The organism is Aquimarina muelleri DSM 19832, assembly GCF_000430665.1.
Lineage (GTDB): Bacteria > Bacteroidota > Bacteroidia > Flavobacteriales > Flavobacteriaceae > Aquimarina > Aquimarina muelleri.
The window spans coordinates 35,271-60,657 of record NZ_AUML01000003.1; the positions used below are offsets into that span (position 1 = coordinate 35,271).

Below are 25,387 nucleotides of genomic sequence, written 5' to 3' on the forward strand. Positions count from 1 at the left end.
ATTATATGGTAATGTTTTTTATTTCTTTTTCCCTTTTTGTTGTTCAGCTTGTTCCATTAATTCTTTCATCTTAGTCTGAAACTTACCTTGTTTTTTAGGTTTCTTTTTATTTTCCTGAATTTTAGCATGGATTTTATCCTCATCGATAATAACATTTTTAATCACTAACATTATCCCAATAGTAATAAGGTTCGAAATAAAATAATACAGAGATAATCCACTTGCATAATTATTAAAGAAAAACAACATCATTAGTGGAGATAAATACATAATAAATTTCATGTTAGGCATTCCTGGTTGTTGCGTTTGCATTGTTTGCCCTGTAGTCATCATCATATAGATAAATATCGCTATCGATGCCAATATTGGAAACAAACTAATATGATCTCCATAAAAAGGTATAGTAAAAGGCAATTCGGCTATAGTATCATAACTAGATAAATCATCTGCCCATAAAAAACTTTTTTGTCTCAATTGAAATGCACTAGGAAAGAAATTAAACAATGCATAAAATACTGGTATTTGCATTACCGCAGGCAAACAACCACTCATAGGGTTTACACCTGCTTTACCATAAAGAGCCATTGTTTCTTGCTGTCTCTTCATTGCATTATCTTTGTGCTTTTCGTTAATCTCTGTAATTTCGGGTCGTAAAACTTTCATTTTTGCCTGTGACAAATATGATTTATAGGTTACAGGAGACAAAACAATACGAACAATAATAGTCATTACTACAATTGCAATACCATAAGGTAGAAAGCCACTCAAGAATCCAAAGAATGGGATAAACAAATATCTGTTTATAACTCCAAAAATTCCCCAGCCTAATGGCACAATCTCATCTAAATTACGATCATATCCATTCAAAATTTTATAATCTGTAGGACCGTAATACCAATCCATCGTATAATTAAGTTCTCCTCCCTTTAACTCTAAAGGCATTGTTGCAGAAAACTCTTTTGTTACTTTTATTTCTTTATCATCCAAATCGGTATTACCAGCAATATTCTTAGAAATAAAGGAAGCTGTTTTAAATGGTGTATCCGTAAGTAATATCGAAGTAAAGAAATGTTGTTTAAAGCCTATCCAGCTTACTTCTTCTTCTTGGTCATCTGTTAGCTCTCCTTGTCCAGAAAAACTATCTTTATCCCCCTCATATTCATAATGAATATCTGTATATCTATTTTCATAAGAAGCGCTCTTTGCATGTCTTATACCTTGTAGTTTCCAATCTAGATTAATAGTTTGGCCATTATTAAATACTTGTTGTAGCCCTTGAGACCTAATAGCAAAATCAACCATATACTCATTAGGTTTAAGCTCATAACGGTACTCTAAAAATTTAGAATCTGACACTTTAAGTTTCATAGATAAAACTGTGTTCTCTCCATTTTTAGAAACCGAAGGCTCAAAAAATAAATCTTTAGTATTTAAAATTCTGTTATCGGTTGTTCCAAAATTAATATTGAAAGAAGCATTTTTACCATCTTTAATTAAATAAACAGGTACAGAATCATATGTTTTAAAGTTTTTCAACAACGCTTCTGATATATACCCTCCTCTATTATTTATTTTTAGGCTTAAAACTTCGTTTTCAATTTTTGTGAATTCTTCTTTTGCAGAAGATAAACTAGCAGAATATGCAAATGCTCCTAATTGAGATTTAGCATTAGATAATGCGACAGAGTCTTTGGGGTTAACCACAATCGCTTCACTTTCTGTTACAAAATCTTTAGTGTTTTCGGTATTTGTTTTTTTCTCTGATTCTACTTGCTCCTTTTTAGCTTTTTCAGCCTCTATTTCTTCTGGTGTAGGTTGGTTTAGATAAAACATCCAAACGATAATTCCAAAAATAAGTGCAAATCCAATTATCGAATTGAGATCAAATTTCTTTTCTTCCATGTATTAACGTATAAAAAGCCTTTTATTTTAAGAATTTAAAAAAGGCTTTTATTATTATATATTGCTTTGTAATTTCAATTATCTAGCCAAGCCATATCACTATGACACTTTGGCGCTTTTTTTATTCTTTGAATATTCTACTGAAGCTTTTACAAAAGCTATAAACAGAGGATGTGGGTTTGCAACAGTGCTTTTATATTCAGGATGGTATTGCACCCCTACAAACCAAGGGTGCTCCAAAAGCTCTACAATCTCTACTAAGCCTGTTTTAGGATTAACCCCTGTTGTTCTGAGTCCTGCTTCTTCTAATTGCTCTCTGTAATCATTATTATATTCATAACGATGGCGATGGCGCTCTGTTATTAGAGATGTCCCGTAAGCTTCAAGCACTTTGCTATTTTCAACTAACTCACAATCCCAGGATCCCAATCGCATTGTTCCTCCCATATCTGTAATATTCTTTTGTTCTTCCATTAAACTAATAACAGGTTCAGAAGTGTTTTCATCTACCTCTACAGAAGTGGCATCTTTTAACTTTAATACGTTACGAGAATATTCGATAACCGCCATTTGCATTCCCAAACAAATACCAAAAAACGGTAATTTATTTTCTCTTGCATATTGCACTGCTTTTATTTTCCCTTCTGTACCTCGTTCTCCAAATCCTGGAGCAACCAATACTCCATCAAGGTGTGCTATTTTTTTCTTAATAGTATTTTCATCAATATACTCAGAATGTATACTTACTACATTTACTTTTACTTCATTTTCTGCCCCAGCATGAATAAATGCTTCTAAAATTGATTTATAAGAGTCTTGCAGTTCTACGTACTTTCCTATAAGACCTATAGTCACTTGGCATTTTGGATTTTTATGTCTTTGCAAAAACTTATTCCAGTTTTCTAAATCTGGTTCATCGTCATCCTGTAATACTAATTGTTTAAGCACTACCTTATCCAGACCTTCTTCTAGCATCAAATTAGGTACATCATAAATTGTAGATGCATCTATAGATTGAATTACTGCTTCTGGTTTAACATTACAAAAAAGTGCTAATTTTCTACGTAAATCTTCTGATAATTCGTGTTCGGTTCTACACACCAAAATATCTGCCTTGATCCCACTCTCCATTAAAGTTTTTACACTGTGTTGTGTGGGTTTTGTTTTTAATTCTCCCGCAGCAGAAAGGTAAGGTATCAGAGTTAAATGAATAACTAAGGCATTCGTATCTCCTAATTCCCATTTTAACTGACGAACCGCCTCTATATAAGGAAGAGATTCTATATCCCCAACAGTACCTCCTATTTCTGTAATAACAATATCGTAGTTTCCACTTTTTCCTAAAATCTGGATTCTTTCTTTAATCTCATTAGTTATATGTGGTACTACCTGAACTGTTTTACCTAAAAATTCTCCACGTCGTTCTTTTTCTATAACACTTTGATAAATTCTACCTGTAGTAACATTATTTGCTTGAGAAGTTGGAATGTTTAAAAATCGCTCATAATGTCCAAGATCCAGATCCGTTTCTGCTCCATCATCGGTTACATAACACTCTCCATGCTCATAAGGATTTAAAGTTCCAGGATCTACATTTATATAAGGATCCAATTTCTGAATTGTAACCCTGTATCCTCTTGCCTGCAATAATTTAGCCAGAGAGGCTGCTATAATTCCTTTTCCTAAAGAAGAAGACACACCTCCGGTTACAAAAACATATTTGGTATTAGCCATGAAAACTAAATATTTAGTAAGATTGTATTAAAATTTTGCGCAAAAGTACGAAGAAGTAACGAAAATCATATCTCAAAAAGATATCAATATCAAACAACTTATACATATTCCATTAACAATTTAAAATATTGAAAATGAAACCCTAAGGCTTTAAAAAACAAAATCCTGTCATAAAACAGGATTTTACTCTAAAAAAAAATATTTTTTACTCCTCTTCATCAGAAGGTTTTTCTTTAGCTTCTGGTTCAGAGAAATCTGTCATCCCTTTCGATTGCAAAATATTATACCACTGTATAACCTTTTTCATATCACTTGGATACACTCTATCCTCATCATAATCTGGCAACACTTCACTAAAATATGCTTCTAATTTATTCTTAGATTCTTTATGGTTTATTGCTTGCTCTCCATTTTCTTTTTCATATATCTTTTTAAAAATTTCTCTTAATGGAACTTCTTCTGTGAAGGTATAAATTGCAATTTCACTCAACACACTTACGTTATGCCGTATGCTTACAGATAACCTCTTACCATCTATTAAAGACTCTGCCAAAAAACCGCTTCTAGTTTGTGTTTTTAACTCGTATAAACCGGGTTTACCCGCAATTGCTAATATTTTATCTAAACTCATATATTTTTATTTTTGATATAATCTTTTCCGAAAACAGAGTAGAAAACCTAGTAATAAATAACTTGGATGAATAAAAATTATCTATAAATTTCCAATTTCTTCCTAAAGTTGGCAAATATCAGTAGTTCTTTTAAAAAATCAAACAGTAACCAACATAAATATTAAAAAGTAATCTCTAAATTATCTTCCTTTTTTCATAGAAGGAAAACGCATACGGTATTCCGAATTAATTTTACCTTTAGAAATATTAGATAATTTCCCTTTGATTAAACGCTTTTTTAGACTCGATAGTTTATCTGTAAACAAAATCCCTTCAATATGATCATACTCATGTTGAATCACTCGTGCTGCCAAACCATCATAAGTTTCCGTATGCTCTACAAAGTTTTCATCAAAATAGTTTATTTTGATTTTTTCTTTACGAAAAACATCTTCTCGTATATCCGGAATACTTAAACATCCTTCCGTAAAAACCCATTCTTCTCCTGTTTCTTCAAGAATAGTTGCATTTATAAATACTTTTTTGAAGTCTTTTAACTCTTTCTTTTCTTCTTCCGACAATTCTTCATCTTCAGAAAAAGGTTCTGCATCTACCAAAAACAACCTAATAGGAAGTCCGATTTGAGGAGCTGCTAATCCAACTCCATGAGCATTATACATGGTTTCGAACATATTTTCTAAAAGCTCTGAAAGATTTGGATAATCTTTCCCTATTTCTTTAGCTTTTTTCTTCAATACAGGATCTCCGTATGCTACAATTGGAAGTATCATATTTTATTTTTCTTATTTCTTATTACTCATTGATTATACAGATAATCTTGCAATATAATTGTTGCGCTAATCTGATCTACTAGTGCTTTATTTCTACGTTTCTTTTTTGAAATTCCGCTAGCAAGCATTGTATTAAAAGCTATTTTAGAAGTAAAACGTTCATCTATCCTTTTTACAGGAATATCAGGAAAGACATCTGCTAACTTCAACAAAAAAGGCTGAATTAACTTTTCGCTTTCTGAGGCTTCGCCATGTAACCTTTTGGGTTCACCTACTATAAAAAGCTCTACCTTTTCATTAGGCACATAGTCTTTTAACCACGATAATAAGTCTTTTGTATCTACGGTGGTCAATCCCGAAGCTATTATTTTAGATTCATCTGTAATTGCTATTCCACAGCGTTTTCCTCCATAATCAATTGCCAAAATACGTGCCATACTTTTTTTTTGCAAAAATATAATATTATTACAAAAATTACCGTATTTATTAATGGTTTCCTAAAATATGGTTTATCCGTATGTTTTTAAAAGGAAGCTATTATCTTTACCAAAAATTTTAAAATCCATGAACCAACTAAAAGAAATCATAGAGAAAGCCTGGGAAAACAGGGAACTTTTAAAAGAGTCCGACACTCAAAAAGCTATACGTGAAGTTATTAACCTATTAGATTCGGGTAAACTTAGAGTAGCGGAACCTACTGAGAGTGGCTGGCAAGTAAATGAATGGGTAAAAAAAGGAGTTGTATTATACTTCCCTATCCAAAAAATGGAAACTTTGGAGGCTGGAATATTTGAATATCATGATAAAATACCTTTAAAAAGAGGATATGAAGCTAAAGGTATTCGTGTTGTTCCTAATGCTGTTGCCAGACATGGTGCATATATTTCCTCTGGCACTATATTAATGCCTAGTTATGTAAATATTGGAGCTTATGTAGATCAAGGAACAATGGTTGATACTTGGGCAACCGTTGGTAGTTGTGCACAGATAGGAAAAAATGTTCATTTAAGTGGCGGTGTTGGAATTGGTGGTGTATTAGAACCACTACAAGCAGCTCCTGTAATTATAGAAGATAATGCTTTTATTGGATCACGATGCATTGTAGTTGAAGGTGTGCGAGTGGAAAAAGAGGCTGTACTTGGTGCTAATGTAGTCTTAACTGCTTCCACAAAAATTATTGATGTAACAGGAGACACACCAATAGAAAGAAAAGGATTGGTGCCTGCTGGATCTGTCGTAATTCCAGGAAGTTACACTAAGAAATTCAATGCTGGTGAATATAATGTTCCTTGTGCTTTAATAATAGGAAAACGTAAAGAAAGTACAGACAAAAAGACTTCTCTTAATGATGCGCTTCGAGAATATGATGTAGCGGTATAACCACGCATAGTAAACATAAATATTGAGATTGCTTTAGTTAAAGCAATCTTAATATTTTGACCCATAAATCAGTATATGAAAATCTTAGTTATTCAACAAAAAATGATCGGTGATGTACTCACAAGTACTATTATTTGTGAAGCATTAAGAAAAGTATATCCTAATGCTACTATTGATTTTCTTGTTAACTCTAATACTCGACCTGTTATTGCAGAAAACCCTTTTTTTGATAACATTATAGAGTTTAAAAATGAATACAAAAGCAGTAAAAAAGAGTTCTTTTTTTTCCTAAAACAAATACGTCAATATAAATACGATCATGTAATTGATGTGTACGGAAAACTAGAGAGTAATCTCATTACTTTATTTTCTGGAGCTTCAACAAAAGTATCTTTCTATAAATGGTATACACAGTTTTTATATACTAAAACGATTAAAAGAAACTCTCAGTCTATAACAAATGCCAGTATCGCGATAGAAAACAGGTTACGACTAGTTTTTCCTGAAGACAGAATAACTTCTGAAATAACGAAACCAAAAATATTTTTAACCAAAGAAGAAAAGGAAAAAGCTAAAGATTTTTTAGAATCTAATAATATTTCAACAAACACCCCATTAATAATGATAAGTGTTTTAGGTAGTGAAATAAAAAAAACATTACCTTTTGAATATATGGCAAAAGTAATAGACACCATTGTTAAAGATACTGGAGCTTGTATTCTTTTTAACTACATCCCCGATCAGGAAAATGATGCTCGCACTATTTATAACCTAACAAATTATAAAACACAAAAGCATATTCATTTGGATGTATTTGCTAAAAGTCTGCGAGGGTTTCTTGCTATATTATCCCACTGTACTGCTTTAGTTGGTAATGAGGGGGGGGCTATAAATATGGGGAAAGCATTAGGAGTCCCTACTTTTACTATTTTTTCACCATGGATACTAAAAAAAGATTGGAATATGTTTGATGATGGTGAAACACACATATCTGTTCATTTATCAGACTATTTCCCAGAGCTATTCTTACAGAAAAACTCGAAAGAACTCAAGAATGAATCTTTAGATCTTTACCCCCTTTTAAAACCAGAATTATTCATTAATCAATTATTAATTTTTTTAAGTAAAAACTTGTAATTTGCACTTTTAAACTAAATTATCATAGAAAAAAATACATTACATAGAGAAAAAGTTACGGCTATTGTCCCTTGCTTTAACGAAGAACATAATATTAAAGAAGTATTAGAATCTGTATCTTTTGCTGATGAAATAATGGTTGTGGATTCTTTTAGTACAGATAGAACCGTAGATTATGCAAAAGAGTATACCGATTTTATTATCCAAAGAAAATTTGACTATCCTTCAACCCAAAAAAATTGGGCTATTCCACAAGCAACACATAGATGGATATTGTTGGTTGATGCCGATGAAAGAGTTACGCCTGAGCTTAAAAATGAAGTACTCGAAATTTTAAAAAATCCAGGGAAAGATGATTTTGTTGCGTATTGGATAAAACGAATGAATCATTTTATGGGGGAGCGTATTCATTATAGTGGATGGAGAAACGATAAAGTTATTCGATTATTTCATAGAGATAAATGCAAATACGATAACAGGCATGTACACGAAGAAATTGTTACTGAAGGAAAAGTTGGGATGTTAAAAAACAAATTTTACCATAACACTTATACTACTTTTGATGCCTATATCAACAAACTAAACAGGTATGCTACTTGGCAAGCAAAAGACTATCATAAAAAAACTAAATATTTAACTCCTTATCATTTCATCATTAAGCCACTTTGGAGTTTTTTTAAACATTACATCATACAAAGCGGGTTTAGAGATGGTGTCCCTGGTTTGGTTATAGGCTATGTACAAGGATATGCCGTATTTATGAGATACGTAAAACTTTGGTTATTTCGAAGGGATAGAAAATAAAATTTAGGAATTTCTATATTTTTTCTTCCAAAAAAATATTTTTCTTTTTAAAGCTATTTTACCGTGGTATTTCTTTTGAAATGCTTCTGTAAGCCCCCACATTTTTTGGTAAATTTCAAATTCATCCTCTCCTGTTAACCTAGCATACTCGTTAGACATGACCGCTACCATTTCTTTTTTTGGAGTTAATCTCGAAAAGTTACGAATTCTAGTATCCATATCTAATTCTTTAAATTCCATCCTATTAAGATCTACTAAATAAAAGTCGTATCCTGAGTCAGTTTTTACAATAAGCGTGTTTCCTGGTGAGTGGTCTAAAAAAAGAATTCCTTTTTCATGTAAATCATAAGTAAATCTCGTAAAAGCTCTTAAAATTATTTCATGATCTGGATAGTCTGGTTGATGTACCAACTCTCTATAGGTAAGATTACATTCTAGCAATTCGCTAACATAATAACTTTTTTTAAATAAAAAAGAAGTCGTGTACAAGTCAAAGGCTAATGGAAATGGTGTTTTTATTCCCAATTCTAATAACTTATTAGCATAAGTATAAGATCGTTCTGCTTTTGATTTCCTAAAAAATCGATATACTATCTGATTTATAAAATTAGGAACTTTAAATGATTTAATTGTATACTTTTCATCATTGATTTCTACAATTTTTATAACATTTCGCTCTGCATCGCCTAGAACATCTTGATATAGGTCAAAATTAGCTATAGTTGCTTTTACTTGAGTCTTAATAGATATACAGTCTGGATGTATCGTGAACTTATTTTGCATTTTATTTCTATAATGTAATAAACAAAGGTACTTATTTATGATTTCAAGAATAGTCATACAACAATAAAAAATTTGAATACAAATTAATTTATTCAAAAAAAATAGTTCCAATCGAAATCTTAATTAGGCAAAACATTATATTTGAGCACAAAACTTACGTTTTTTTAAGGTCAAGATATACCTGAAAAGTAATATATGAAAGTTAATTATAATGAAAAAAATATTTCTAGAAACACATAACATTAATAATCAATATACAGGCTTCGGACAGTTTAATTTACATTTATTAAAAGGGTTATATCATCACCAAGAAAAAGATATAGAATTTACTGTACACACAAAAAAAATAAAGCCTTTAAAAAAAATATTCAAAAACTATTTTAAATACAAACGCTACTTTGGATTCAGAAGATACAAAGAAACTCGAATAAGAAAAAAATATAACATTTGGCATTCTTTAAATCAAAATACCAAAATCGAACCTTATTATAATATTCCATATGTATTAACTATACATGATGTTAATTTCGTGGAAGAAATATCTGACGATCATAATCACCCTAGAAATATACGTTTTAAAGAAAAGCTAGATCGAGCTAATGCTATAACGTATATTTCTGAATACGCTAAAAGAAAAACCCACCAACATTTTGAGATTCCAAAAGTTGATGAATATGTTATATACAATGGTAATCCTTCACAAGAAAAATTAGATTTAACAAACCATATTCCAACTATAAATATCAAAGAAAAATATTTTTTTGCTTTAGGAGATTTTCATGAAAGAAAAAACTTTCACTTGCTCGTAGAAATGATGTTACACCTTAAAGAGCACAAGTTAATTATTGCTGGAAACGACGAAAGACCTTATGGGGAGAAGGTAAAAAAACTCATAGAGTCTCTAAATCTGAAGGATCGAGTAATACTAGCTGGAAAAATATCTGAAATAGAAAAACAATACTATTTTAAAAACTGTACCGCTTTTCTTTTCCCTTCTATAAGAGAAGGTTTTGGATTACCTCCTATAGAAGCGATGGGATTTGGCACACCTGTTTTTCTTGCTAACGAAACTTCTTTACCAGAAATAGGAGGAGAACATGCGTTTTACTGGCTAGATCTTGACCCTAAAAACATGGCTAATGTAATTCAAAAAGAATTAGTTACTTTCAATAAAAACAAAAAAGAATATCAAAAAAAAATTATTGAACAGGCTTCTTTATTTGATTGGAATATTGCAAGTAAAAAATATTTAGAAGTCTATAAGATTTTATTGAATCAAGACTAGTTTTTTCACTATAATAAGCTTTCTAAAATTACAATTAACTATAAACACATCAAATAATCATTCATCGTACAAAAAAATAAACGAGTATCTATTCTGTAAAGAAAGAGTTCTTACAAAAATTTCTTTCTTTACAGAAAAAGATTTAATCTAACTTTACCCTACACTAAACTACAAATTAATCCCCCTCTACCCCCTTGCTACATCTGTCTTCTCCATACTTGTTTTGAAAATTTCAAATAAAGCCCCTTGAATCCACTCTAATCTTTAAAAAAATATTTTTTCTATAATATTAAAGTTTTAAGATTATTTTTGTGCAAAATTATTTCTATCATGCATTCAAAACTTCGTATAGTATAACTGGACAATTATATAAGTAAATGTCATCAATAATGAATTTGTTACCAAACAATAACTACAGCTACTTTAACCTCTCTTACAACACAAGATCTAAAGTAGCACTTTTCATAATCATCTATTAATTTAAAACTAATGTCAGATCCACAAATAGAATTAGAAAATGCACTTACTGTACTAAAAAAAGGAGGTATTATCCTCTACCCCACAGATACAATTTGGGGAATTGGTTGCGATGCTACTAATGCTGAGGCTATTGATAAAGTATTCGCTCTTAAAAAGCGCCAAGAAAGCAAATCAATGATTTGTTTAGTAAGTGATTTTAAAATGTTACAACAATATATAGAAGAAATTCCTGAAGTCGCTTATGATATTCTAAAATTTGCCACTAAACCCACAACTATTATTTACGATAGACCATTACATGTGGCAGAAAACGCAATAGCTCCCGATAATACTATAGGGATACGAGTGGTAAGAGATCCTTTTTGCAATAAATTAATTAAAAAATTAAAAAGACCCATAATTTCTACCTCACCAAACATTAGCTCCGCATCCACTCCAAAAAACTTTGAAGAAATATCAAAAGCTATTTTGGAAGGCGTAGACTATATTGTAAATTTGCCATTACAAAACAAAGGAACTAAACCTTCTTCAATTATCAAAATTGGTGGGGATAGTACCGTTAAAATTATTAGGAAGTAAATTGATTCATGTCGGAAGTTAAAAACTACAAAGAAGCATTAGATTACTCAATTTTTAATACGATCACAAAAGCTTCAGAAAACATAAATACAGATAGTTATGTTATTGGTGGATTTGTAAGAGATTATATCTTACAAAGAGGAACTGCCAAAGACATTGATATTGTAGCAATAGGAAGCGGAATAGAACTGGCTAAAGAGGTTTCTAGACTTTTGCCTGGTAATCCAAAAATACAGGTTTTTAAAACCTATGGCACAGCAATGTTAAAAATTGAGGATATTGAAGTAGAATTTGTTGGTGCCAGAAAAGAGTCTTATACAGAAGATAGTCGAAACCCTACTGTAGAAAACGGAACTTTGGAAGACGATCAAAACAGACGAGACTTTACTATTAATGCCCTTGCTTTGCGATTATCTAATCAAAATTTCGGAGAAATCTTAGACCCTTTTAATGGCCTTAAAGATTTAGAATCAAAAATAATTCGCACCCCTTTGGATCCAGATATCACTTATTCTGATGATCCCTTAAGAATGATGAGAGCAATTCGTTTTGCTACACAACTTAATTTTAAGATAGAACCTAAATCATTAAAAGCTATTACTGGTAATAAAGATCGAATCACGATCATCACCAAAGAACGTATCATTGATGAATTAAATAAAATTCTTTTGAGTTCCAAACCTTCTGTTGGTTTTAAATTACTAGAGCAAACAGGGCTTTTAGATTTTATTTTACCTGAACTTGTTGCTCTTAAAGGAATTGATGAAGTAGAAGGTCAAAGACATAAAGATAATTTTTATCACACTCTGGAAGTTGTAGATAATATTTCTGAAAACACGGATGACCTTTGGTTACGATGGGCTGCATTACTACACGATATTGGCAAAGCTCCAACAAAACGGTTTCATAAAAATGTAGGATGGACCTTTCATGGTCATGAGTTCGTAGGCTCCAAAATGGTATATAAGTTATTTAAACGCTTAAAAATGCCGTTGAATGAAAAAATGAAGTTTGTTCAAAAAATGGTCTTAATGAGTTCTAGACCTATAGTAATAGCTTCTGAAGTCACTGATTCCGCCATCCGACGATTGGTATTTGATGCTGGAGATTATATCGAAGAATTAATGACACTTTGCGAAGCAGATATTACTACAAAAAACCCAAAACGTTTTAAAAAATACCATAATAATTTTAAAACCGTTCGACAAAAAATGATAGAAGTAGAAGAACGGGATCAAGTTCGTAATTTTCAACCACCAGTTACAGGAGAGCAAATTATGGAAACTTTTAATATCAAACCCTCTCGCGAAATTGGAATCATAAAAGAAGCCATAAAAGAAGCAATTCTTGAAGGAGAAATCCCTAATGAACATGAGGCGGCTTATACCTTTATGCTTAAAAAAGGAGAAGAGCTAGGACTAAAGAGTAGCTAAGGGTCTAAGTTTTAAAGGCTATAAAACTATAGTTTTTGAAACTTTCATTTAATACTAAATCAATTATGAGTACATTCAGAAACCTGATAATTTGGCAAAAATCGATGGAATTGGTCACTAATATATATCTTGAAACAAAAACATTTCCTAAAGAAGAATTATATGGCTTAACTTCTCAAATAAGAAAAGCATCAATTTCAGTTCCTAGTAACATCGCTGAAGGTTATGGAAGATTAGGTAAAAATGATTATTTAAGATTTTTAAATATTGCTATCAGTTCACTTTTTGAATTACAGACTCAATTAGAAATAGGAAAGAACCTTTCTTTTATTCAAGAAAACAACTTCAATATTTTGTTTGAAAACACTAGAGAAATTGAGCGTATGTTAGTTAGCTATATCAAAAAAATCAAAGATTCTTAATAAAATTTATACTTTTCTTAGATTCTAATATCCCTCATGTCTTAGATTCTTCTTAACAAAAAAAAAAAATGAAAAAAGATAGCAAAAGTGTAATATACTGGTTACTTACAGGATGTTTATTGATTTTTATAATGGTAGTAGTAGGTGGTATTACCAGACTTACTCATTCTGGATTATCTATATCCAATTATAAATTAATTTCAGGAACAATACCTCCTTTGAATGAAGCAGAATGGAATGTCGCTTTTGATTTATATAAACAATATCCTGAATATCAAAAAATAAACAACCAATTTACTTTAGAAGACTTTAAAGACATCTATTTCTGGGAATGGTTACACCGCGTTATCGGAAGATTTATCGGAATTGTATTCATGATTCCTTTTGCTTATTTTTTAATCCGAAAACAGCTTACCAAATCCACTATAAAAAAATGTTTAATACTAATGCTTTTAGGTAGTTTTCAGGGGTTTCTAGGTTGGTTTATGGTAAAAAGCGGACTAACCGACAGACCCGACGTAAGCCACTATCGACTTGCAATGCACCTTACAGCTGCATTTATAACTTTTGCATATACTTTATGGGTTGCTTTAGATTTAATATACCCTGAAAAGAAAAAAATAGATTTCAAATTCCGAAATCTAATTCGATTAACTTTAATTATTCTTTTACTTCAAATTATATATGGAGCTTTTGTGGCAGGTCTTGATGCAGGGTTTTTACATAACCACTGGCCACTAATGAACGATGGAGCTTTAATTCATGAATCTGTTTATATCGAGCAGTCCCCTATTATAAAAAATTTCATTGAAGGAAAAAGTGGTGTTCAATTCGTTCATAGATATTTAGCATACATAGTCGTTGCACTTATCTTTATGATTTGGTACAAAGGTAAAAGAATCAAAAAAAATAATACTCAAAAAAACACATTGAACATGTTACTAATTATTGTTAGTGTTCAATTTTTACTTGGCATATTTACGTTACTCTACAGAGTACCTATAACATTAGGGGTGTTACATCAGGTAGTTGCTTTTTTTCTTCTTGGCACAATGACTTTTTCATTACACCGTTTTAGTAAATAACAATGCATTTATAGTATCTTTGCATTTTTAAATTAATTAAGAATGATTTACCGTTTCAGAGTTATACTAGACACAGAAGAAGATGTGTTTAGAGATATCGAAATTGAACAAAATGACACTTTAGAGCAATTTCACAATGTAATTACTCAATCTTTTGGGTTTGACGGAACCGAAATGGCTTCCTTTTACATTAGTGATGATCAATGGAGCCAAGGCGAAGAAATATCCTTATTTGACATGAGTGATAGTAGTGACCCTGTTCGATTAATGAATGAGACTACGCTTATAGATGTAGCAAATGAAAATTCTCCTAAATTAATCTATATCTACGACTTCTTAAATATGTGGACATTTTTAGTAGAATTAGCAGAAATAGCAGAACATGAAACTGGCAGAGAGTATCCAAACGTGATGTATACACACGGGCAAATACCTGACGAAGCTCCTGAAAAAGAATTTAAAACAGATGATTTAGATAATTTTAATGATCCAGAAGATTTTGTAGACTTGGATGAATATGATGATCTCGGATTTAATGAAAACTGGAATTAAGCCTAAATCTTAATATACTATTATTTTTATTACAATATATTTCATGCTTAGCCTAAAAAAACTGTAATACTCACTTTGCTACTCTGTAGCTTTGAAACCCAAAAACATGATCAATCTATATAGCACTCAAATAGAATCCTTATCAGTTCATAAAATAGGGAATAAAAACAAAAGTGAAAGTATATTCTTATCAGAATCACCCTATGCTCTTAATGATGAAATAACTGCATTATTAAAAGAATATTTCTTTAAACCTTTTCGAGAAAAAGAAGAAAACTATTTTCAATTTGTAAATGAAGTAGATGTTGAATTTAATCCGTTATATAAAATTGTAACTGAAATTTTTGAACAACCATCTTCTGTTCATGAAAAATCTAAGCAAATAGCTTCATTGCTTTATGAACAATCACAACATCCACATATCAAAAGTGGCGAGTTATATGTTACGTTCTTAGACAATGTAACTATCGACAATGAAAAAGTAGATGCTATTGGAATATTCAAATCAGAATTAAAACATGATTTTCTTCAATTTGATGAAAAAGAATCTACTATAGATTTATTAATTCAGCAAGGAGTAAATCTTAATAAATTAGACAAAGGGTGTTTAATTTTTAATCATAAAAAAGAAGAAGGGTACAAAATCCTTTCTGTAGACTCCAACCGATATGATACCAAATATTGGTTAGAACATTTCTTGGGGGTAGATGCTTTTGCTGATGAGAATTTTTACACAAAAAAGTACATGAAATTCTGCCAGGACTTTGCCAAAGATGTTGTACTTCCTGCCGAAGACAAGAAAGAAGAAGTAATGTTTATGAATCGTGCAGTTAATCATTTTGCAAAAAACGATACTTTTGAAGAATCCGCTTTTTTGAATGATGTCATCGACAATCCCGATTTAATACCAGAATTTAAGCATTATAAAGAAGAAAAAGCACCAAAATACCATATAGAAGACCTTACTTCTTTTCCTATTGCAAATAATGCAGTAACCGCAGCTCGTAAGAAAATGAAAAATGTTATAAATCTGGACACCAATGTGCAGATAAAAATGGATTTTATAAATCCTGAATCCGCAGAAAAGTTTGTAGAAAAAGGCTGGGACGAGGAAAAACAGATGTATTATTATTTAGTATATTTTAACAAAGAGCAAAAAAGCTAAAATAGCCTGAAGCTGGATATCTATTTTTTTGTATGTAGCATAAAAAATGGCATTTAAAATAAGTATCTGAAAATGGATTTTATTCTGGTAGGTATTGTCGCTTTATTAGGATCAGGATTAACCTTTTTTTCTGGTTTTGGACTAGGCACATTATTGCTTCCTGTATTTGCTTTATTTTTTCCTATAGACATTGCGATTGCTTTAACCGCAATAGTACACTTACTTAATAACCTGTTTAAATTAACTCTTGTTGGCAAAAAAGCGGATATTCAAACTATTATTCGTTTTGGACTACCTGCAATTTTATTTGCTTTTCTAGGAGCATATACGCTTACCAAACTTACTTATTTAGAGCCTGTATACACCTACTCCCTTTTTAACGAAATGCATGAAATAACGATAATAAAAATATGCATTTCCGTTCTACTTATCTTTTTTTCACTTTTTGATTTAATTCCGAAATTAAAACGATTAGAATTCGATATAAAATACCTGCCTCTTGGCGGTGCACTTAGTGGTTTTTTTGGAGGATTATCTGGTCATCAGGGAGCTTTGCGAACTGCTTTTTTAATACGAGCAAAACTTAGCAAAGAAGCTTTTATAGCAACAGGAGTATTCATTGCTTGTTTTATTGATGTTTCTAGACTAGCTGTATATGCAAAAGATCTTTTTTTGTTAGGAGACAAACTTAATTATCCAATGCTAATTACTGCTACTCTAATGGCTTTTATAGGCGCATATCTAGGGAATAAGTTTCTTAAAAAAGTAACCATACATACTATTCAATTAGTAGTAGGGATTTTATTGATCATTTTTGCTATTCTTCTTGGCATTGGAGTTTTATAAAGTTTAAATCGGGTATCGGAGGTTGGAAGTCAGAGATCAGGAGCAAAAACAAACTTTCAGCATAATTTAAAAAATTCAGAGGTTTGGTGTCGGAAGCTAGGTGTCGGAGGCACGAAGTACGAAGATCAAGATCAGTAAACGTGCAATATAGTTTTGCCCGACAGTAAATACTCATTTTTTAAACATAAGTGTATATTTTCTTACTGTAAACACTTATTTCTTTTGAATGTAAGTGTGTATTTGACGATATCTGGTCTTCGAATGCCGCATCCCACAATGTATTACCATAAACCCTGAGCTTCGAACATCTCAGCCTGCTATGCGATCCTTATAAAAGGCACCTTTAAAGTCCCCCTGCCCTTGATATACTTGCCCCCGGCAGCCGGGAAGATACTTTTGATTGCCGGGAAGGGGTACTACACCACCGGGAAAGGGTTTTATAGTGCTGGGAGAGTATTATTAACCGCCGGGAAGGGTCTCTGTACTTACGGGAAAGGTAAACATACCTACGGGAAGCATTTTTTATTGCCGGGAAGGGGTTTTGTATAACCGGGAAAAGGTTCTATATAGCCGGGAACATAAAATAAGCTACGGGAACGGTGAAAAACAACTTCGAACACCCGTCTTCCATCATCCTTCTAACAACCGTTTCATATTTACATTTTCATAATTACGGCGTACAAAATCCATTGCTGTCTTTAAAACTTCTCCCATAGATTTACTGCGCCGAAATTTTAAATCCAAAGTAAAATTATACAAATGTTCTCGTAGTTCTTTTATATTTTCTTTTGTAGAAATAGTATCTGCACACATACATTCGATAAGAACTTCATAACGATCCCTTGATGTGAGTATACGTTTTGCCAAAATAGAACGCTCCTCTTTTTTATATTGCTCTATAGAACTTGGCTGCAACCTACTCATTACAACTGCAACCATATTAAAATTTTCTTTAAAAAACTGTGGCTGATACACTTTCAGTTTTCCTTCAAAACACTGCTGATCAAAATCAATAGCTCTTATTTTATATTCTACATGATCAAAATCATGAATAGGTATGATCACATAATTATAAGACCTCATATCCCCAAGTAATCGCAATTGACAACGCTCATTAAACTTTACAAATTCTTTAGCTATTTGGGATTTAGCCTGATCACTAAGATCTGGTAAAAAATCCTTAATAAATATATCTCCTGCAATCCCTGCAATATGTTCTTCTATCAATGTGTTTTTATATACCAAAAAATTAATCCTGTTTGGAGAAAACATGTGCTCTAACTCTAATCCATAGATTCGCGAAGCATCTGCTTTTTTTACATAGATATAGGTATAATTGTCGTTAAGTATATTTCTAACTTTTATTCTAAAAGGTTTAGAATTTCCAAAAGTGCAATAATCTATAGCATCAATATTTAAAAACTCTATAGCATCTTCATTACCATCAGAATGCAAAATAGTATATACTTTTTTAAGACTAGACTCTAGCTCAACTCTCTCATGCTCTTCATAATAAACCCGCACCCACAAAGTATCTTCATCATTATTATCATACACTACTATAGAACCAGAAAATCGAAGCAGATCATCATAAAACACAGGTATCTTAATTTTACGATTATATTCTTTTAAGTACGCATCTAATTTATCATTTATAGGATACGTAGGTTTTTTTTTAGACATCAACTTTTCTTCCATAGTAACTTTCTGTAAAAAAAGCAATTTACAAATTTCGAATTGTAAAAAATAAAGATTTTAGATAATCTAAATTTAATCTTAACCTACTTCATTATAATAACTATAAGGTTTCAATCATCAACTTCGAACTTTTCTTATTGAGATAAAATTGTAACAAAAATTGATATTTATCGTCTTGTTTAATATAACTGCCAAAATATTCGCAATTGGAAAATATTCTCACTATAAAAAACCTCACTAAAAAATTTGGTGCCTTAACAGCTGTAAAAGACCTTTCTTTTTCTATAAAAAAAGGTAATGTATATGGTATTCTTGGACCTAATGGTAGCGGTAAATCCACCACTCTCGGTATTGTACTCAATGTAGTTAATGCAACTTCTGGAAAATTCATCTGGTTTGATGGCAATACCTCTACGCATGATGCTCTTAAAAAAGTTGGGGCTATTATTGAGCACCCTAACTTTTACCCTTATATGACTGCTACCCAAAACCTTAAATTAGTGTGTCAAATAAAAGGAGTCTCTTCTCCTAAAATTGAGGAAAAATTAGAGATTGTGGGATTATTAGATCGCAAAGATAGTAAGTTTAATACTTTTTCTTTAGGTATGAAACAGCGATTAGCGATAGCATCTGCACTGTTAAATGACCCTGAGATTTTAATTCTGGACGAACCAACTAATGGCTTAGACCCTCAAGGAATTCACCAAATTCGTGAAATCATCAAAAAAATTGCTTCTCAAGGTACTACTATCCTTTTAGCATCGCATTTATTAGATGAAGTTGAAAAAGTATGCAGTCATGTAGTGATTATAAGAAAAGGAGTGAAACTATATTCTGGACGTGTAGATGAGATGAACGCCAGCTATGGTTTTTTTGAACTTAAAAGTAACCAAAACTCTATATTAAAAGAGTGGTTATCTAAACATAAAGATTTTAAAAATTTTAAAGAAGAAGAGGATAAAATTACCGCATTTTTGGCACATGAGTTAGATGCAGAAAGTCTTAACAGACAACTATTCAAAGAAGGAATCGTTCTCACACACATTGTAAAACGAAAAGAAAGCCTAGAAGAACAGTTCTTACAACTAACCAACAATCTAAACTAAAGCCATGTTACGACTACTTAATATAGAATTTCAAAAATTAAAATATAACAAAGCTGCCAAAATAATTGTTATAACTTATTTTGTACTAATAACTTTTATTGCCTTAATAGCCTCTATAGAGTTTAATTTTGCAGGAATTAATTTTAGAATTGCTGATCAAGGAATCTTTAATTTTCCTTATATCTGGCATTTTAACACGTATATCGCAGCATGGGCCAAATTATTCCTGGCAATTGTTATAGTTTCTATGATGGCCAATGAATATAGTCATCGAACATTAAAACAGAATCTAATTGATGGATTAAGCAAAAAAGAGTTTATAGCATCTAAATTTCTTACCGTAGGAGTTTTTGCAATAATCTCTACCCTATTCCTATTTATTGTATCTCTAATTTTAGGATTAAGTTTTTCAGATTACAATGAATTTTCTATCGTATTTTCTGATTTAGAATATGTCCTTGCGTATTTAGTAAAACTAATCGGGTTTTTTGCTTTTTGTATGTTTCTCGGGATTTTTGTAAAACGATCTGCTTTTGCTCTTGGATTTCTGTTTATATGGTGGGTAATTGAAAATATTATTTATGCCCTATTAAAATTTAAAATATTTAAAGGCACACAAATAGCAGATACTATTGTACAATTCTTTCCTTTAGAATCTATGTCTAATTTAATTAGTGAACCTTTTAGCAGATTAAACTTTATTCAATCTGCCGCTAATCAATTAGGAGAATCTTTACACAGAGACTATGTTGTACACTGGTATGAAATTCTAATTGTATTGGCATGGACTACAATTTTTGTGAATTTTTCTTATAGACTACTCAAAAAGAGAGATTTATAACACCCCTAGTCTCTCTATTTAAAATAACGAGATAACTATCCTGTAAAATGATACATCTTAACGAATATTAAGTTTAGTGTCAGTAAAAAAATGATAAAAAATATATGGATAAACCTCCCGTCTTTAATTCGCTAGTATAATTCTTCATTTTGAAAATAATTCTTTATAAAATCATAATTTTTTATAGGATTAAAAAAAAGTAAAGAGTAGTTTCCTATCTTTATTGTGAAAAAGAAAAGATACATGAAGTTCGAACTGGAATCTAAATTTAAACCTACAGGAGATCAACCAGAAGCTATACGACAACTCGTTAATGGGATTGAATCTAATGAAAAATACCAAACTTTATTAGGAGTAACTGGATCAGGAAAAACCTTTACCGCTGCCAATGTAATTGAAAAAGTACAACGGCCCACTTTAATATTAGCACATAACAAAACGTTAGCCGCTCAATTATACTCTGAGTTTAAGCAATTTTTCCCAAAAAATGCGATAGAATATTTTGTTTCCTACTATGATTATTACCAACCAGAAGCATATATTCCAACTTCTGGAACCTATATAGAAAAGGATTTATCTATTAATGAAGAAATCGAAAAAATGCGACTAAGCGCCACTTCCTCTCTGCTTTCAGGAAGAAGAGATGTTTTGGTAGTAGCCTCTGTTTCTTGCTTATATGGTATAGGTAACCCTGCTGAATTTCAAAAAAATATAATTTCTATACAAGCGGGACAATTGATATCCAGAACTGCTTTGTTACACAAGTTAGTACAAAGTTTGTATTCCAGAACTGAAGCAGATTTCAAACATGGAAACTTTAGAATAAAAGGAGATACCGTAGATATTTTTCCAAGTTATGCAGATGATGCTTTTAGAATTCATTTTTTTGGAGATGAAATTGAAGAAATTGAAGCATTTGATGTACAAACCAATGCAATTATTGAGAAATATGACAGACTAAATATCTACCCTGCAAATATGTTTGTTACCTCACCTGATGTATTACATGGCGCGATTGATCAAATCGCATTAGATTTAGGAAAACAAGTAGAATATTTTAAAGAAATAGGAAAACACTTAGAAGCTAAACGACTGGAAGAGCGTACTAATTTTGACTTAGAAATGATCAAAGAATTAGGATACTGCTCTGGTATTGAAAACTATTCTCGCTATTTAGACGGAAGACAACCTGGAACAAGACCCTTTTGCTTGTTAGATTATTTTCCTGATGATTATCTCATGATTATTGATGAAAGTCATGTTACGGTGCCGCAAACCCATGCAATGTACGGAGGAGACAGATCCAGAAAAGAAAATTTAGTAGAATATGGTTTTAGACTTCCTGCCGCTATGGACAACAGACCTTTGAAATTTGAAGAGCTAGAAGCAATACAAAACCAAGTATTATACATTAGTGCCACGCCTGCAGATTATGAGCTACAAAAAAGTGAAGGTACATATGTAGAACAAATTATTAGACCTACAGGATTATTAGATCCTGTGATAGAAGTTCGCCCTAGTTTAAATCAAATCGATGATTTGATTGAAGAAATGCAAAAAAGAATTGATGCAGATGAACGTATTTTAGTAACCACTCTAACAAAGAGAATGGCAGAGGAGTTAGCTAAATATCTTACTAGAATCAATATTCGCTGTAGATATATCCATAGTGATGTAGACACCTTAGAACGAGTAGAGATCATGCAAGATCTACGTAAAGGTATTTTTGATGTATTGATAGGTGTAAATTTATTACGAGAAGGGTTAGATCTTCCTGAAGTATCTCTTGTAGCTATTTTAGATGCAGACAAGGAAGGTTTTTTACGTAACAAAAGATCCTTGGTACAAACTGTTGGTAGAGCCGCAAGAAATATAAATGGAAAAGCAATTATGTATGCTGATAAAATTACAGATAGCATGCAAAAAACTATAGATGATACAGAATATCGCCGACAAAAACAGATTGCATATAATACCAAGCATGGTATTACCCCTACTGCAATTAAAAAATCTATGGATAATGCACTATATGGCAAAAAAATACAACCTTATACCTTTGAAAATGCTCCTACACTACAGGCCGCAGAAGAAGAAACTGCTTATTATAGCAAAGAACAACTAGAAACCAGAATTCGAAATGTTCGTAAAGAAATGGAAAAATATGCTAAAGAATTAGATTTTATAACAGCTGCTCGATTAAGAGATGAAATCAAAATGCTGCAAAACAAGATACAAGATCAAAAAGTATAATTTATTTATAACACAAAAATAATAGCATTCATTTGATAAGATAAAAGCACAAATTACTATGAATAATATTTCAATTGAAAAGTTTATTGAAGAGATCCCTAAAGCAGAGCTTCACTTACATATTGAAGGAACATTCGAGCCTGAACTACTATTTGAAATTGCAAAAAGAAACAATAAAAAAATCAAATACTCTACCATTGCTGATTTAAAAAACGCATATCGTTTTAACAATCTTCAGGAATTTCTGGACATCTATTATGCTGGTGCAAATGTCTTAATAGAAGAGAAGGATTTTTATGACTTAACTTGGGCTTACCTTATAAAGATTCATACACAAAACGTGGTTCATACAGAAATATTCTTTGATCCGCAAACCCATACGGATCGAGGTATTCCTTTTAATACAGTTATCAAAGGAATTTATCGTGCATTAGAAGACGGTAAAAATAAATTAGGAATTACCTATAAATTAATCCTTTCTTTTTTAAGACATCTAGATGAGGCTTCTGCTTTTAATACCTTAAAAGAAGCTCTCCCTTATAAAAAATGGATTAGTGGTGTTGGTTTAGATTCTTCTGAGGTTGGAAATCCGCCTTCAAAATTCGAACGTGTTTTTGCAAAAGCAAAAGAAGAAGGTTTTTTAACTGTTGCACACGCAGGCGAAGAAGGTCCAGCAGAGTATATCTGGGAAGCATTAGACATACTTAAGGTAACTCGTATCGATCATGGCAATCGCTGTTTAGAAGATGATAAATTAGTACAACATTTAGCCAAATTAAAAATACCACTTACTCTTTGCCCCTTATCCAATCTGGAGTTAAAAGTTGTTTCTGATCTAAAAGATCATCCAATAATCAAAATGATGGATAAAGGCTTATTAGTAACCGTTAATTCTGACGATCCAGCTTATTTTGGAGGCTACATGAATGAAAATTATTTGGGTATTACTAAAGCACTTGATCTTTCTAAAAAACAAATTACAGAATTAGTCAAAAACAGTTTCAAAGCTAGTTGGTTAACCAGCAAAGAAAAAGAAGAAAAGATTTTACAGGTGGAAGAATATTTTAAAAAAAATTAGTGTATTCAGAAAACTTAAATTAGCACTAATACTGTATTCCAATACCTTTATTCGTAATAACAACAAAACTATTCATCTCTATTTGATTAGTTACATTTATAAAAAAACATGCCACATTTTGTATTAGATTGTTCGGAGAACATTATTCAATTGAAATCCCCTCAAGAAATCATTCAAGCAGTAAATGATACTGCCGAGTCTACAGGGCTTTTTAGTAAAAATGATATTAAAGTAAGGATTAATCCTTTTAAATATTATTCTACCGGAAATACTCAGGATGATTTTATTCATGTATTTGGTAATATTATGGAAGGAAGAAATGAAGCGCAAAAAGCTGATCTTTCAAAAAAAATAATACGTACTCTAAAAACTATGTTTCCTTATGTACCTATCATTTCTATAAATATCAGGGATTTTGAAAAATCATCGTATTGTAATAAATCTATGGTATGATATTATTTCTAACATGAAATCACTTTATAAAAAATGAGTTCATACCAGCGTAAAACACCAATAAAAAGCGATTGCTCTATTGAAAAGACTTTACTTGTCATTTCTGGCAAATGGAAACCAGCTATCTTAAGTGAACTTTTAAAAAGATCTGTTAGATTAAAAGATATACAAGAAGGATTACCCGAAGCTTCAAAAAGAGCATTAACACAACAACTTAAGGAAATGGTAGAAGATGGTCTTATTCAAAAAAAAGATTTTAATCAATTTCCTAAAAAAACAGAATATTCCATGACTCCTTTAGGTAGTAAACTTTCTTCTGTTTTCAATATACTTACAGAATTTGGAGATCGATTATAATAGTGCAAAATTCACCCCTTATTGGATAACTAAAATAAACAAAATAGCTTTGCTCTGAATTTAATTATCTAAAAATGAAGAATAAAGGAGTAATACTACAAGGAAGTTCAAGAAGCAATGGAAACACCAATACAATAGCACTATTTGTAAAAGAAAAAACCGGATTTGATATTATTGATTTAAAATCAAAAAACATTGGTGCTTTTGATTATGGTTTTAAAAATAGAAATGATGATTTCATTCCATTAATGAGAGATATTGTAGATAACTATGACACTTTTATTTTTGCTACTCCTGTATATTGGTATACCATGAGCGGGATACTAAAAAATTTTATAGATCGAATATCCGATTGTCTAAAAACAGAAAAAGAGATAAGATACAAATTGAGAGAAAAAAAGATGGTTGTAATAAGTTGTGGTTCTGACTGTGAAATAAAAGAAGGTTTTACCATGCCGTTTATAGAAGCTGCAAATTATCTGAATATGGAATATTTAGGAGATATTCATACATGGATAGAATATGGAATAATTACTAAAAAACTAAAGAAGGACTTGGATGTTTTTATAGAGCAAAAAAACATCCAACTCCTTTAAACAAATAGAACGGTACTGC

General features: G+C 31.2%; 25 protein-coding genes. 18 read left to right on the plus strand and 7 right to left on the minus strand.

Annotation, left to right across the window (positions count from 1 at the left end; translation table 11 throughout):
- Positions 1-18: 18 nt before the first annotated feature.
- The 5 genes from yidC to ruvX all read right to left on the minus strand — a co-directional run bounded on the left by yidC (position 19) and on the right by ruvX (position 5,475).
- A complete protein-coding gene (gene yidC, locus H527_RS0102625) occupies positions 19-1,902 on the minus strand; it encodes a membrane protein insertase YidC (protein ID WP_027411261.1) in 1,884 nt (627 codons plus the stop codon).
- 99 nt (positions 1,903-2,001) lie between these two features.
- Positions 2,002-3,636, minus strand: a complete 1,635-nt coding sequence (gene pyrG, locus H527_RS0102630) for a CTP synthase (RefSeq protein WP_027411262.1) — start codon at positions 3,634-3,636, stop codon at positions 2,002-2,004.
- 205 nt (positions 3,637-3,841) lie between these two features.
- On the minus strand, positions 3,842-4,267 hold the full coding sequence (locus tag H527_RS0102635; RefSeq protein WP_027411263.1) for a DUF5606 family protein: 426 nt from the start codon (positions 4,265-4,267) through the stop codon (positions 3,842-3,844).
- A 180-nt stretch (positions 4,268-4,447) separates the two neighbouring features.
- Positions 4,448-5,038: a peptide deformylase gene (gene def / locus H527_RS0102640; RefSeq protein WP_027411264.1), complete on the minus strand. Its 591-nt coding sequence runs from the start codon at positions 5,036-5,038 to the stop codon at positions 4,448-4,450.
- A gap of 26 nt (positions 5,039-5,064) precedes the next feature.
- Positions 5,065-5,475, minus strand: coding sequence for a Holliday junction resolvase RuvX (gene ruvX, locus H527_RS0102645; RefSeq protein ID WP_027411265.1), 411 nt, complete (start codon positions 5,473-5,475; stop codon positions 5,065-5,067).
- A 127-nt stretch (positions 5,476-5,602) separates the two neighbouring features.
- Between ruvX and H527_RS0102650 the strand changes: the two genes are divergently transcribed.
- From H527_RS0102650 to H527_RS0102660, 3 genes are all read left to right on the plus strand, one after another.
- Complete coding sequence (locus tag H527_RS0102650; RefSeq protein ID WP_027411266.1) at positions 5,603-6,418, plus strand: 2,3,4,5-tetrahydropyridine-2,6-dicarboxylate N-succinyltransferase; 816 nt, start codon at positions 5,603-5,605, stop codon at positions 6,416-6,418.
- Positions 6,419-6,493: 75 nt separating this feature from the next.
- On the plus strand, positions 6,494-7,555 hold the full coding sequence (locus H527_RS0102655) for a glycosyltransferase family 9 protein (RefSeq protein ID WP_027411267.1): 1,062 nt from the start codon (positions 6,494-6,496) through the stop codon (positions 7,553-7,555).
- 24 nt (positions 7,556-7,579) lie between these two features.
- Positions 7,580-8,359, plus strand: a complete 780-nt coding sequence (locus tag H527_RS0102660) for a glycosyltransferase family 2 protein (RefSeq protein ID WP_035087257.1) — start codon at positions 7,580-7,582, stop codon at positions 8,357-8,359.
- 3 nt (positions 8,360-8,362) lie between these two features.
- Here H527_RS0102660 and H527_RS0102665 read toward each other — a convergent pair whose 3' ends face one another.
- Positions 8,363-9,142, minus strand: coding sequence for a protein kinase family protein (locus H527_RS0102665; RefSeq protein ID WP_027411269.1), 780 nt, complete (start codon positions 9,140-9,142; stop codon positions 8,363-8,365).
- 211 nt (positions 9,143-9,353) lie between these two features.
- Between H527_RS0102665 and H527_RS0102670 the strand changes: the two genes are divergently transcribed.
- The 8 genes from H527_RS0102670 (at position 9,354) to H527_RS0102705 (ending at position 16,989) form a co-directional block, all read left to right on the plus strand.
- Entirely contained in the window at positions 9,354-10,427 is a 1,074-nt protein-coding gene (locus H527_RS0102670; RefSeq protein WP_027411270.1) for a glycosyltransferase family 4 protein, read from the plus strand.
- Between the two features lie 489 nt (positions 10,428-10,916).
- Complete coding sequence (locus tag H527_RS0102675; protein ID WP_027411271.1) at positions 10,917-11,486, plus strand: L-threonylcarbamoyladenylate synthase; 570 nt, start codon at positions 10,917-10,919, stop codon at positions 11,484-11,486.
- 8 nt (positions 11,487-11,494) lie between these two features.
- Complete coding sequence (locus H527_RS0102680) at positions 11,495-12,919, plus strand: CCA tRNA nucleotidyltransferase (protein ID WP_027411272.1); 1,425 nt, start codon at positions 11,495-11,497, stop codon at positions 12,917-12,919.
- Positions 12,920-12,984: 65 nt separating this feature from the next.
- On the plus strand, positions 12,985-13,341 hold the full coding sequence (locus H527_RS0102685; RefSeq protein ID WP_027411273.1) for a four helix bundle protein: 357 nt from the start codon (positions 12,985-12,987) through the stop codon (positions 13,339-13,341).
- A 68-nt stretch (positions 13,342-13,409) separates the two neighbouring features.
- Positions 13,410-14,426: a COX15/CtaA family protein gene (locus H527_RS0102690; RefSeq protein ID WP_027411274.1), complete on the plus strand. Its 1,017-nt coding sequence runs from the start codon at positions 13,410-13,412 to the stop codon at positions 14,424-14,426.
- 42 nt (positions 14,427-14,468) lie between these two features.
- The gene (locus H527_RS0102695; RefSeq protein WP_027411275.1) at positions 14,469-14,978 is read left to right on the plus strand and encodes an IS1096 element passenger TnpR family protein; all 510 of its coding nucleotides are present in this window, start codon (positions 14,469-14,471) and stop codon (positions 14,976-14,978) included.
- Between the two features lie 106 nt (positions 14,979-15,084).
- On the plus strand, positions 15,085-16,143 hold the full coding sequence (locus H527_RS0102700; RefSeq protein WP_027411276.1) for a nucleoid-associated protein: 1,059 nt from the start codon (positions 15,085-15,087) through the stop codon (positions 16,141-16,143).
- A 72-nt stretch (positions 16,144-16,215) separates the two neighbouring features.
- On the plus strand, positions 16,216-16,989 hold the full coding sequence (locus H527_RS0102705; protein WP_027411277.1) for a sulfite exporter TauE/SafE family protein: 774 nt from the start codon (positions 16,216-16,218) through the stop codon (positions 16,987-16,989).
- Positions 16,990-17,619: 630 nt separating this feature from the next.
- On the opposite strand, the gene H527_RS0102710 is transcribed toward H527_RS0102705, so the two are convergent.
- A complete protein-coding gene (locus H527_RS0102710; RefSeq protein ID WP_027411278.1) occupies positions 17,620-18,687 on the minus strand; it encodes a hypothetical protein in 1,068 nt (355 codons plus the stop codon).
- Positions 18,688-18,893: 206 nt separating this feature from the next.
- On the opposite strand from H527_RS0102710, the gene H527_RS0102715 reads away from it, so the two are divergent.
- From H527_RS0102715 to H527_RS0102745, 7 genes are all read left to right on the plus strand, one after another.
- Complete coding sequence (locus tag H527_RS0102715; RefSeq protein WP_027411279.1) at positions 18,894-19,793, plus strand: ABC transporter ATP-binding protein; 900 nt, start codon at positions 18,894-18,896, stop codon at positions 19,791-19,793.
- Between the two features lie 4 nt (positions 19,794-19,797).
- Positions 19,798-20,634: an ABC transporter permease gene (locus H527_RS0102720; RefSeq protein ID WP_027411280.1), complete on the plus strand. Its 837-nt coding sequence runs from the start codon at positions 19,798-19,800 to the stop codon at positions 20,632-20,634.
- A gap of 243 nt (positions 20,635-20,877) precedes the next feature.
- Positions 20,878-22,884: an excinuclease ABC subunit UvrB gene (gene uvrB, locus H527_RS0102725; RefSeq protein ID WP_027411281.1), complete on the plus strand. Its 2,007-nt coding sequence runs from the start codon at positions 20,878-20,880 to the stop codon at positions 22,882-22,884.
- A 58-nt stretch (positions 22,885-22,942) separates the two neighbouring features.
- Positions 22,943-23,962 (plus strand): adenosine deaminase, encoded by a 1,020-nt coding sequence (locus H527_RS0102730; RefSeq protein ID WP_027411282.1) that lies wholly within the window; start codon positions 22,943-22,945, stop codon positions 23,960-23,962.
- A gap of 108 nt (positions 23,963-24,070) precedes the next feature.
- The gene (locus H527_RS0102735) at positions 24,071-24,415 is read left to right on the plus strand and encodes a 5-carboxymethyl-2-hydroxymuconate Delta-isomerase (RefSeq protein WP_027411283.1); all 345 of its coding nucleotides are present in this window, start codon (positions 24,071-24,073) and stop codon (positions 24,413-24,415) included.
- A 33-nt stretch (positions 24,416-24,448) separates the two neighbouring features.
- On the plus strand, positions 24,449-24,772 hold the full coding sequence (locus H527_RS21305) for a winged helix-turn-helix transcriptional regulator (protein WP_051316604.1): 324 nt from the start codon (positions 24,449-24,451) through the stop codon (positions 24,770-24,772).
- 74 nt (positions 24,773-24,846) lie between these two features.
- Entirely contained in the window at positions 24,847-25,368 is a 522-nt protein-coding gene (locus tag H527_RS0102745) for a flavodoxin family protein (protein WP_027411284.1), read from the plus strand.
- The last annotated feature ends 19 nt before the right edge of the window (positions 25,369-25,387 follow it).